We start from the raw sequence: 277 nt of genomic DNA on the forward strand, positions 1-277 counted from the left end.
GACCGCGAAGCAGGTCGCGACCCGGATCGCGGTCGGATAGACGTCGTTGGTGCTCTGCGCGAGATTGACGTGCTCGTTCGGATGCAGGTATTCGTACTGGCCGCGCGCATGCCCCATGATTTCGAGCGCGCGGTTGCAGATCACCTCGTTCGCGTTCATGTTGGTCGACGTGCCGGCGCCGCCCTGGATGATGTCGACCACGAACTGGTCGTGCAGCCGGCCTTCGCGGATCTCGACGCACGCCGCGGCGATCGCGTCGCGATACGCGGCCGGCAGG

At 66.4% G+C, this 277-nt stretch carries 1 protein-coding gene; it reads right to left on the bottom strand.

Going from position 1 to position 277, the window contains the following annotated elements; translation table 11 throughout:
• On the bottom strand, window positions 1–277 hold a 277-nt coding region (locus SB772_RS40435; protein ID WP_410838575.1), incomplete at both ends, for a lyase family protein.

Origin of the sequence: Paraburkholderia sp. SIMBA_030 (genome assembly GCF_046535245.1) — a bacterium.
Taxonomy (GTDB): Bacteria; Pseudomonadota; Gammaproteobacteria; order Burkholderiales; family Burkholderiaceae; genus Paraburkholderia.